Source organism: Cellulomonas sp. P5_C6 (assembly GCF_054049635.1).
This window is the reverse complement of the sequence record NZ_JBFULZ010000154.1, coordinates 1-9,879: the sequence shown is the minus strand read 5'-3', so window position 1 is coordinate 9,879 and position 9,879 is coordinate 1. Positions and strand designations below refer to the sequence as shown.

Below are 9,879 nucleotides of genomic sequence, written 5' to 3'. Positions count from 1 at the left end.
GCTCAGCAGCGCGATCCCGTAGCTCGCCGTCTCCGGCTGCGCCTCGCCCGTCGCTGCCGTCCACAGACCGGGCTCGCCGTGCAGCACGGCGGCGAACCGGTGCTCGGGCGCGCCCATCGCCTCGGCGGCCAGCGCCGTCAGGTCGGCGCCGTGCGAGCGAGGCTGGTCGCGGTCCACCTCCTGCAGGGCGAGCACGTCGGCGTCGAGGTCGCGGATCGCGGTCGCGAAGCGGTCGACGTCCACCCGGTCGTCCGCGAGCGAGCGGGCGTGCAGGATGTTGAAGGTCGCGAGGCGCATCCCGACGATTGAACACGTCGACCTGCGGGAGCGCTCGTCGGCGTGTAGACACGGGTGCCATGACTGAGCCCGACGATCGCACCGCCCTGCAGGACGGCCTCCGGCTCACGGCGGTCGCCCTGATGGACGCGGAGATCCCGTTCGCCCTCGTCGGCGGGTACGCGGCGTGGGCGCGCGGTGCGCCGGAGCCGAGCCACGACGCCGACTTCGCGGTCATCGAGAGCGACGTCGACCGCGCGAAGGAGGCCATCGCGGCCGCCGGGCTGGACGTCCGGGACCCCGCCGAGAACTGGCTGTTCAAGGCGTTCCACCACGGCCAGCTGGTCGACGTGCTGTTCCGGATGGTGGGGGAGCCCGTCACCGAGGAGCTGCTGGCGCGCAGCGACGTGCTCGAGGTGCTCGCGGTCCGCATGCCGGTGCTGAGCGCCACGGACGTCGTCTCCGCGAAGCTGCGGGTGCTCGGGGAGCACGCGTGCGACTTCGGGCGCCTGCTGGCCATCGTGCGGGCCCTGCGCGAGCAGATCGACTGGGACCGGGTCCGTGCGGACGTCGACGGGCACCCCTACGGCCGCGCGTTCCTGTTCCTCGCCGACGAGCTGGGCATCACGGACGTGCGCCCGACCCCGGGGACGGACGTCGAGCCCGGCCGCGCGGACGCGACCGGGCTCGGCGGCTGATCAGGCCTCGGGTGCGGTGGGCGTGACCGGCGGCTTGTTCGCCGCCACTGGCTGCTGCGACCTCGGCTCGTCAGGCCTCGGGTGTGGCCGGTGGCTTGTTCGCCGCCTCGACGTCCGTCGCCAGCGTCCCCAGGTACAGCTCGATCACCTTCGGGTCGTGCATGAGCTCGCGGCCCGGGCCCGAGTAGGCGTTGCGGCCCTGGTCGAGCACGTACGCGCGGTCGCAGATCTGCAGGGCACGCCGGGCGTTCTGCTCGACGATGACGATGGAGACGCCGGCCCTGTTGATCTTGCGGGTCCGGATGAACGTCTCGTCCTGGCGCACGGGGGACAGGCCCGCGGAGGGCTCGTCCAGGAGCAGGACGGACGGGTCCATCATCAGCGCGCGGGCCATCGCGACCATCTGGCGCTCACCACCGGACAGCGAGCCGGCCCGCTGCTTGCGGCGCTCGCCCAGCGTGGGGAACAGGTCGACGATGAACTCGAACCGCTCGTTGTACTTCTTGGGGGCCTGGAAGATCCCCATCTGCAGGTTCTCCTCGATGCTGAGCGAGGGGAACACGTTGTTGGACTGCGGCACGAAGCCGACTCCCCGCTTGACCAGCGAGTCCGAGCGCAGGTGCGTGATGTCCTCGCCGTGCAGCGTGACGGCGCCCTGCCGGACCGTGACCAGGCCGAACAGAGCCTTGAGCAGCGTCGACTTGCCGGCGCCGTTGGGGCCGATGATGCCGACCAGCTCGCCCGGGTGCACCACGAGGTTGCAGCCGTTGAGGATGTCGACGCCCGGGATGTAGCCGGCGTAGACGTCCTTCGCGTCGAGCAGCGGCTCGCCGGTGGGGGCGCCGCGGTGGACGGAGGCGGCGTCGCTGGTGTCGGTGGCCGTGGTGCTCATGAGGTCTCCTCCTGCTCGCCGCGTGCGATCGCCTCGGCGCGGACCTCGGCCTCGAGCTGCTCGGTGGTGTCGTCGTCGAGCAGGCTGTCGTCGCCGAGGTCGGTGTCGTGGTGCTTGCCGAGGTAGGCGTCGACGACGGCCTGGTCCTGCATGACGGTCTCGGGCGGCCCCTCGGCGACGATCCGGCCCTCGGCCATGACGATCACCCAGTCGGAGATGTGCCGGACCATGTGCATGTCGTGCTCGACGAACAGCACGGTGGTGCCCTCGTCGCGCAACGACTCGACGTGACCCAGCAGCGACTGCGTGAGCGCCGGGTTCACGCCGGCCATCGGCTCGTCGAGCATCACCATGGTCGGCTTGCTCATGAGCGCCCGGGCCATCTCGAGCAGCTTGCGCTGGCCGCCCGAGAGCGAACCCGCGAAGTCGTCGCGCTTGGAGTCGAGCTTGAACCGGGCCAGCAGCTCCTCGGCCTGGACCGTGATCTCCTTCTCGCGCGCCTTCCACAGCGGCGGGAAGAGGGCCGTGACCAGGTTCTCGCCGGGCTGCTTGGTGGCGCCGAGCCGCATGTTCTCGATGACGAGCATGCGGCTCAGGGCCTTGGTCAGCTGGAACGTGCGGACCATGCCCGAGCGGGCCACCCGGGCCGCCGAGACGCCGTGCAACGACTTCCCGTCGAACGACCAGGTGCCGGTGCTGGGCTTGTCGAAGCCGGTGAGCAGGTTGAACAGCGTCGTCTTGCCCGCGCCGTTCGGTCCGATCAGGGCGGTGATGGCGCCGCGCTGGATCTCGATGTGGTCGACGTCGACCGCCGTCATGCCCCCGAAGTGCCGGGTGATGTGGTCGGCGACGACGATCGGGTCGGGCTTCTTGGCGCCCGGGACGCGCTCGACATCCGCCAGGGTGGCCGCCACGGCTGCGCGGCGGCTCTCCCGGACGTCCGTCGTCGGAAGGTCAGCGGACATTGATCGCCAGCTCCTTCTTGTCGCCGAGGATGCCCTGTGGACGGAAGATCACCAGCAGCATGAGCGTGACGCCGACGATGATCCAGCCGAACTGCTCGATCTGCTCGTTCCGCATGATCGTCTCCGGGACGCCGTCGCGCATGACCGTCTTGATCAGCATGAGCCCGGCCCAGAAGATGATCGAGCCCAGCACGGGACCGAACACGGTCGCGGCGCCACCGAGCAGCAGGATCGTCCAGATGAAGAACGTCATCGGGCGGCCCATGGAGTCGGGTTGGACGGCTCGTGGGAGCACGTAGATGATGCCGGCCACCGCGCCGATGACGCCGCCGAGGATGAGCGACTGCATCTTGTACGAGTAGACGTTCTTGCCCAGCGAGCGGACGGCGTCCTCGTCCTCGCGGATGCCCTTGAGCACGCGACCCCACGGCGACTTGATGAGCAGGTAGACCAGCAGGCAGGCGAGGCCGACGACGACCCACGCGACGATGCGGATCCACCAGCTGTTCGACGCGTTGGTGGCGTACGAGAACGGGCCGAGGGACCACACGGTGTCCGGGAAGGGCGACGCACCGGTGAAGGTGTGCTTGTACTCGTTGCCGCGCAGGCCCGACGACGCGCCGGTGATCTCCGTCAGGGCCGTCGAGCGGCCGACCAGCCGGACGATCTCGGCCGCGGCGATCGTGACGATCGCGAGGTAGTCGCCGCGCAGCTTCAGCGTGGGGATGCCGAGGATGAGGGCGAAGACCGCCGCCGCCGCCATGGCGACGAGGACGGCCGCGTAGAGCGGCCAGCCGGCGATGGTCGCGATGGCGAACCCGTAGGCACCGAGCAGCATGAAGCCGGCCTGGCCCATGTTGAGCAGCCCGGTGAGGCCGAAGTGGATGTTGAGGCCGATGGCGCCGAGCGCATAGGCGGCTGTCGTCGGCGCGAAGACCTCGCCGGCGACGTTGGTGAGGATGCGGGACCAGTCCATGTCTGCTCCTTAACCGATCCGCTCGGCGCGGCCCAGGAGACCCTGGGGGCGCAGCAGCAGCACGAGGATGAGGATGAGGAGCGCCCCGGCGTAACGCATGTCGCTGGGGAGCACGAGGTTGGAGAGCTCGACGACGAGCCCGATGACGATCGAGCCGACGAGCGCGCCGAACGGGGCACCGAGGCCACCGAGCGTCACGGCCGAGAACATCAGGAGCAGCAGTGCGCCACCCATGTTCCAGCTGGTGGCGTTGAGGTAGAGGCCCATGAGCACGCCGCCGAGCGCCGCGAGCGCCCCGCCCAGGGTCCAGACCAGCCGGATGACGCGCTCGACCGTGATGCCGGACGCGGCCGCCAGGGCCGGGTTGTCCGACACCGCGCGGGTCGCGCGCCCGATCCGGGTGGCGAGCAGGAAGTACGCGACCCCGCCGAGCACCGCGCCCGCGATGATCACGGACCAGATCGACGTCACCGAGATCCGCACCGTGCCGATCGTGACGATGTCCGGGTTGGCGGTCACGATGCGCAGCGCGCTCGCCCCGAAGAAGAACTGGTACGTGTACTGCAGGGCCATCGACAGACCGATCGTCACGATCATCTGCTGCGTGGTGCCGACCCGCCGCCGCCGCAGGGGGTGCCAGATGCCGGCGTCCTGGATCCAGCCGCTGAGAGCGCCCGCGATGACGGCGAGCACGCCGGAGACGACCAGCGGGAGCCCGAAGGTCTGCACCCCGATGTAGGCGAGGATCGCGCCGAGCGTGACCTGCTCACCATGCGCGAAGTTGCTCAGTCCGGTCGTGCCGTAGATCAGCGAGAGGCCGACGGACGCGAGCGCGAGCAGGATGCCGAAGACGAGACCGCTGACCGTCTGCTGCGCGAGCCGCGACCAGCTGAAGCCACCCTCGGTCGACGAGCCGGTCGGCGCACCCGTCTCGCCGTTCGCGTCGCCGGTGCCGGGAGCGCTGGTCGCCGACGGGCTGGGCCCGCTGCCGCCGCCACCGGAGGCCGCCGGGGTCCCGAGGGGGAACAGAGCGCCGCTCGACGACCCGAGGGTCACCGTGACCGTCCGCGGGTTGCCCGCGGGGTCCCGCAGCGACTCGCCCGCGGGGAGCGTGGTGGTGTCGAGGCTGACCGTGTAGTCGCCKGCCGCGGTGACCGGGGCTGTCCACTTGCCGGTGTCGTCGGTGGTGACCGTGAGGGTCGTGCCGCCGCCCTCGATCGTGAGCGTGACGCCCACAGCCGGGTCGCCGGTCGACGTCCGGATGGTGCCGTTGATGCACCCTGTGGCCGCGTCGGCGACGCACGGTCCTGTCGCCGCCTGCGCCGCGGACGGCGCGAGGAGCAGGACGAGCGACGCGACGAGGAGGACGAGCAGGGCGCTCGCGCTCCGGCGCAGGGTGGGGGAACGGTCCGCGGTGGCGAGCTCTCGCACTGGGACCTCCGTCCGTCTGTTCGGGTGTGGCACGTCAGGAGTCGCAGCGTCGTTGCCGCGTCCCGTCCGACGTCTGCCGGGTGGCAGGACGATAGGCAGGGATTGTGTCGTGTTCATTTCGTGAACGCGAGGCTTCCGGCCGTTGCGACCCCCGCGTGTCGAAGTTTTCTGGTCGTTCGTCCAGAATTGGTGGACGATCCGTCCGACGAGGGACCTTTCAGGACTAGGCACCGGCGTACAGGCTGGTCCATGATCGAGGGCGGCGCCATCGCGGGCAGAGGTGACGCCACCCCGACCGGATCCCCCTCGTCCCGTCTGGAGGTACCGCTGCCGTGCGTCTCGGTGTGCAAGTCCGCGAAGCCCTGCCGGGCGACCTGGAGAGCCTCGTCGCGCTCTGCCTCACCGCGCGCCAGGAGGCGGCCGTCGGTGCGCAGCTGTGCACGGACGACGCCGACCGGCTCCGAGACCAGCTGGGAGCGCTCTTGGCGGTCCCTGGCGGACGCATCCTTCTCGCCCTCCTCGACGACGAGCCGGCCGGCCTTCTGCTCGCCCGCGTGGTCGGACCGGGACCGTTCACCGACGTCGTGAGCCTCGACATCGAGGCCGTGTACGTGCTCCCCGCCGCCCGTCGCCGCGGCCTCGGGCACGCCCTCCTGGTCGGAGCCGCGACCGTCGCCGAGGAGGCGGACGCCACCGAGCTCTACTCCTCGCCCCTGCCGGGCGCGCGCGGCATGCAGCGCTTCCTCGCCCGTCTCGGGTTCGCGCCGGCCGCCTCGCACCGCGTGGTCACCACGCAGTCGTTGCAGCGCCGGTTGGCGCACGAGCACGGTGCCGGGTCCGTCCGCCGCTCGGGCCCGCGGGGCCTCGAGGATCTCATCGCGCGTCGCCGGCAGGTCCGCGAAGCCCGGCAGCAGGCCGACGAGCCGGCACCCGCCGCTCGGGTGTCCGGTGCGGATCAGGCGCGTGCGTCGATCAACATGCAGGTCAGCCGCGCGGTGCAGACCGGTCGGCCCTCCTCGTCCTCGACCACCACCTGGTAGCTGGCCAGGGTCCTGCCGAGGTGCAGGGCCGTCGCCGTCCCGGTGACCACGCCGGAGCGCGCGGAGCGGTGGTGGGTGGCGTTCAGCTCGATCCCGACCGCGGCTCGCCCCTCTCCCGCGTGTGCCATGGCGGCGACGGAGCCCAGCGTCTCGGCCAGCACCGCGGACGCGCCGCCGTGGAGCAGGCCGTACGGCTGGGTGTTCCCGGCCACGGGCATGGTGCCCACGGTGCGCTCCGCGGAGGCAAAGGTCACCACGATCCCCATGCGCTCGATGAGGGTGCCCGCGTAGGCCTGGTCGGTGGTCGTCGTGTCGGACATGGCAGATAGGTTGGCACCCGTGAGCGACGCACTGCCAGCGGTACCGCCGGCCACTCCCGGAACGCCTGCCCGACTCCTCCTGATCGACGGTCACTCGATGGCCTACCGGGCGTTCTTCGCGCTCCCGGTGGACAAGTTCGCGACGTCGGCCGGCGAGCCCACCAACGCGGTGTTCGGGTTCTTCTCGATGATCGCGAACCTGCTGCGCGACGAGGAGCCCACCCACGTCGCGGTGGCCTTCGACGCCGGCCGAACGACGTTCCGCACCGAGGTGTACGAGTCGTACAAGGGCAACCGCGACGCGACGCCCGCGCCGTTCAAGGGCCAGGTCGCGGTGATCCAGCGCGTGCTGGACACCATGCACATCCCGTACCTGTCCAAGCCGCAGTTCGAGGCCGACGACATCCTGGCCACGCTGTCCGTGCAGGCGCGCGCGCAGGGCATGCAGGTGCTCATCTGCACGGGTGACCGCGACGCCCTGCAGCTGGTCAACGACGACGTCACGGTCCTCTACCCGGTCAAGGGCGTCTCCGAGCTCGCGCGCATGACCCCGGCGGCCGTCGAGACCAAGTACGGGGTGCCGCCCGGGCGCTACCCCGACCTCGCGGCGCTGGTCGGCGAGACCAGCGACAACCTGCCCGGCATCCCCGGCGTCGGGCCCAAGACCGCGGCCAAGTGGATCGTGCAGTACGACGGGCTCGAGGGGATCCTCACCGCCGCGGACCAGGTCCCGGGCAAGGCGGGGGAGTCGCTGCGCGACAACCTCGACCAGGTGCGGCTCAACCGCCAGCTCAACGCGCTCCTGACCGACATCGAGCTGCCGCTCGGGCCCGAGGACCTCGCCGCGCGACCGTGGGACCGCACGGCGCTGCACGCGATCCTCGAGGAGCTCGAGTTCCGCGCGATCCGCGACCGCCTCTTCGCCATGCTCCCCGACGAGGGGGGCGAGGGACCGGGCACGGTCGCCGCGGCTCAGCTGGACCTCACCGTCCTGGGCCGGGGGGAGCTCGCCGCCTGGCTCGCCGAGCGGGCGGGCCGCCCCCTCGGCGTCGACGTGCGGGGCTCCGGGGCGCCGTCCGGCGGCGACGCCTGGGGGATCGCGCTGGCGGACCCCGACGGGCAGGCCGCCGCCTTCGACCTGGCCGAGATCCACCCCCCGGACGAGACCGCGCTCGCCGCCTGGCTCGCCGACCCGGCCGCGCCGAAGGTGGTGCACGCCGCCAAGGAGGCCTGGCACGCGCTGGCCGGCCGTGGGCTGCCGGTCGCGGGGATCGCCTTCGACACCGAGCTCGCGGCGTACCTCTGCCAGCCMGACCGCCGCGCCTACGACCTGACCGACCTCGCCATCGGGTACCTGCACCGGGAGCTGGGTGCCGACGAGGCGGCCGACGGGGCTCAGGGCGCCCTCGACCTCGAGCTCGACGGCACCGACGAGGGCCGCCGGGCGGCCGTCCGCGCCGCCGCGGTCCGGGACCTGGCCGACGTGCTCGGCGGCGAGCTCGCCGACCGCGGCGCGACCGGCCTGCTGGAGAACCTCGAGCTGCCGCTGGTCGACGTGCTGGCCCGCATGGAGCGGACCGGCATCGCGATCGACCACGGGTACCTGTCCGGCCTCGAGAAGTCGTTCGACAGCCAGGTGCAGAACGCGGCTGCCGAGGCCTACGCGGTCATCGGTCGGGAGGTGAACCTCGGGTCGCCCAAGCAGCTCCAGGAGGTGCTGTTCGACCAGCTGGGGATGCCCAAGACCAAGAAGATCAAGACGGGCTACACCACCGACGCCAACGCCCTGACCGACCTGTTCGCCCGCACGCAGCACCCGTTCCTCGAGCACCTGCTGGCGCACCGCGACGCCATCCGCCTGCGCCAGACCGTCGAGGGGCTGCTGCGCTCGATCGCGGCGGACGGCCGGATCCACACCACGTTCCAGCAGACGATCGCGGCGACCGGGCGGCTGTCCTCGGCGGACCCGAACCTGCAGAACATCCCCATCCGCACGGAGGCGGGCCGGCAGATCCGCCGCGCGTTCGTCGTCGGCGACGGCTACGAGACGCTGCTGACGGCCGACTACTCGCAGATCGAGATGCGGATCATGGCCCACCTCTCCGGCGACGAGGGCCTGATCGACGCGTTCCGGTCGGGGGAGGACCTGCACAGCTACGTCGGGTCGCGGGTGTTCGGCGTCCCGACCGACGAGGTCACGCCGGCCATGCGCTCCAAGATCAAGGCGATGAGCTACGGGCTGGCGTACGGGCTCTCGTCGTACGGGCTCTCCCAGCAGCTGTCGATCGAGGTCTCCGAGGCGGCCGCGCTCATGCAGGACTACTTCTCGCGGTTCGGCGGGGTGCGCGACTACCTCACTGGCGTCGTCGACGTGGCTCGGCAGACCGGGTACACCGCGACGATCCTGGGCCGGCGCCGCTACCTGCCGGACCTCACCAGCGACAACCGTCAGCGCCGCGAGGTCGCCGAGCGGATGGCGCTCAACGCCCCGATCCAGGGCAGCGCCGCCGACCTCATCAAGGTCGCGATGCTGGGCGTCGACCGCGAGCTCGCCCGCCGGGGCCTCGGATCCCGGATGCTGCTGCAGGTGCACGACGAGCTCGTGCTCGAGGTGGCCGCGGGGGAGCGGGACGAGGTCGAGGCGCTGGTGCGCGAGCAGATGGGTGCCGCGGGGGACGCGGCGACCGACGGTCCGCTGGACGTGCCGCTCGACGTGACGGTCGGCGTCGGCGGCTCCTGGCACGACGCCGGCCACTGACGCCGCGAAAGAGTGGATATCGACCGATTCGTCGCAAGTATCGGGTGCGAGTTGGGGTGATCTGCGCCACAGTGTCGGGCACACGGCGGCAGCGGAGCCGCTGACGTCCCTCCCGGGAGGCGCTGATGACCGACACCTTCGGAGATCGCGAGACCGACTACCAGCGGGTACAGAACAGCGGCGAGTTCCAGGCGCTCAGACGCCGCTTCCGCCGCTTCGTCTTCCCCATGACGGCGTTCTTCCTCGCCTGGTACTTCCTCTACGTGCTCCTGGCCGACTACGCGCACGACTTCATGGCCACCAAGCTCTGGGGCAACATCACGGTCGGCCTGCTGCTGGGCCTGGGTCAGTTCGTCTCGACCTTCATCATCACGATGGTCTACGCGCGCTGGGCCAACACCAAGCAGGACCCGGTCGCCGAGCRCCTCCGTCGGCACATCGAGGACGGCGACAGCCTGGACGGCGGTGTCGCATGAGCGCGTCGCTGACCACCCTGCTACGCGCCGCGGAGACCGAGGACATC

Annotated in this window: 10 protein-coding genes; 4 read left to right on the top strand and 6 right to left on the bottom strand. The window is 71.3% G+C overall.

The window, feature by feature from the left end; genetic code table 11:
* Positions 1 to 297 (bottom strand): endonuclease/exonuclease/phosphatase family protein (locus tag ACXJKG_RS15650; RefSeq protein WP_456846670.1); only part of this gene is annotated, 297 nt, incomplete at its 3' end.
* 59 nt (positions 298 to 356) lie between these two features.
* On the opposite strand from ACXJKG_RS15650, the gene ACXJKG_RS15645 reads away from it, so the two are divergent.
* Positions 357 to 974 carry a nucleotidyltransferase family protein gene (locus ACXJKG_RS15645; protein WP_456846669.1) on the top strand — a complete coding sequence of 206 codons (618 nt, stop codon included), beginning with the start codon at positions 357 to 359 and terminating at the stop codon, positions 972 to 974.
* Between the two features lie 70 nt (positions 975 to 1,044).
* Here ACXJKG_RS15645 and ACXJKG_RS15640 read toward each other — a convergent pair whose 3' ends face one another.
* The 4 genes from ACXJKG_RS15640 to ACXJKG_RS15625 are packed head-to-tail and all read right to left on the bottom strand — an operon-like array spanning position 1,045 to position 5,238.
* Positions 1,045 to 1,866, bottom strand: a complete 822-nt coding sequence (locus tag ACXJKG_RS15640) for an ABC transporter ATP-binding protein (protein ID WP_456846668.1) — start codon at positions 1,864 to 1,866, stop codon at positions 1,045 to 1,047.
* Positions 1,863 to 2,831, bottom strand: a complete 969-nt coding sequence (locus ACXJKG_RS15635; protein ID WP_456846667.1) for an ABC transporter ATP-binding protein — start codon at positions 2,829 to 2,831, stop codon at positions 1,863 to 1,865. The genes ACXJKG_RS15640 and ACXJKG_RS15635 overlap by 4 nt, the downstream gene beginning before the upstream one ends.
* Positions 2,821 to 3,807 carry a branched-chain amino acid ABC transporter permease gene (locus ACXJKG_RS15630; RefSeq protein WP_456846666.1) on the bottom strand — a complete coding sequence of 329 codons (987 nt, stop codon included), beginning with the start codon at positions 3,805 to 3,807 and terminating at the stop codon, positions 2,821 to 2,823. Before ACXJKG_RS15630 ends, ACXJKG_RS15635 begins: the two co-directional genes overlap by 11 nt.
* A 9-nt stretch (positions 3,808 to 3,816) precedes the next feature.
* A complete protein-coding gene (locus ACXJKG_RS15625; protein ID WP_456846665.1) occupies positions 3,817 to 5,238 on the bottom strand; it encodes a branched-chain amino acid ABC transporter permease in 1,422 nt (473 codons plus the stop codon).
* Between the two features lie 344 nt (positions 5,239 to 5,582).
* Between ACXJKG_RS15625 and ACXJKG_RS15620 the strand changes: the two genes are divergently transcribed.
* Entirely contained in the window at positions 5,583 to 6,278 is a 696-nt protein-coding gene (locus ACXJKG_RS15620; RefSeq protein ID WP_456846664.1) for an N-acetyltransferase family protein, read from the top strand.
* On the opposite strand, the gene ACXJKG_RS15615 is transcribed toward ACXJKG_RS15620, so the two are convergent.
* On the bottom strand, positions 6,194 to 6,598 hold the full coding sequence (locus ACXJKG_RS15615; RefSeq protein WP_456846663.1) for a hotdog fold thioesterase: 405 nt from the start codon (positions 6,596 to 6,598) through the stop codon (positions 6,194 to 6,196). The genes ACXJKG_RS15620 and ACXJKG_RS15615 overlap by 85 nt on opposite strands.
* Between ACXJKG_RS15615 and polA the strand changes: the two genes are divergently transcribed.
* The gene (polA, locus tag ACXJKG_RS15610) at positions 6,597 to 9,356 is read left to right on the top strand and encodes a DNA polymerase I (protein ID WP_456846662.1); all 2,760 of its coding nucleotides are present in this window, start codon (positions 6,597 to 6,599) and stop codon (positions 9,354 to 9,356) included. The two genes, ACXJKG_RS15615 and polA, sit on opposite strands and share 2 nt — an antisense overlap.
* Positions 9,357 to 9,481: 125 nt before the next feature.
* Entirely contained in the window at positions 9,482 to 9,832 is a 351-nt protein-coding gene (locus ACXJKG_RS15605; RefSeq protein WP_456846661.1) for a DUF485 domain-containing protein, read from the top strand.
* Positions 9,833 to 9,879 lie beyond the last annotated feature (47 nt).

Excerpts from the sequence above, each read along its gene's own strand:
- ACXJKG_RS15645 (WP_456846669.1), top strand. The coding sequence starts at position 357 with ATGACTGAGCCCGACGATCGCACCGCCCTGCAGGACGGCCTCCGGCTC.
- ACXJKG_RS15640 (WP_456846668.1), bottom strand. The coding sequence starts at position 1,866 with ATGAGCACCACGGCCACCGACACCAGCGACGCCGCCTCCGTCCACCGC.
- ACXJKG_RS15635 (WP_456846667.1), bottom strand. The coding sequence starts at position 2,831 with ATGTCCGCTGACCTTCCGACGACGGACGTCCGGGAGAGCCGCCGCGCA.
- ACXJKG_RS15630 (WP_456846666.1), bottom strand. The coding sequence starts at position 3,807 with ATGGACTGGTCCCGCATCCTCACCAACGTCGCCGGCGAGGTCTTCGCG.
- ACXJKG_RS15615 (WP_456846663.1), bottom strand. The coding sequence starts at position 6,598 with ATGTCCGACACGACGACCACCGACCAGGCCTACGCGGGCACCCTCATC.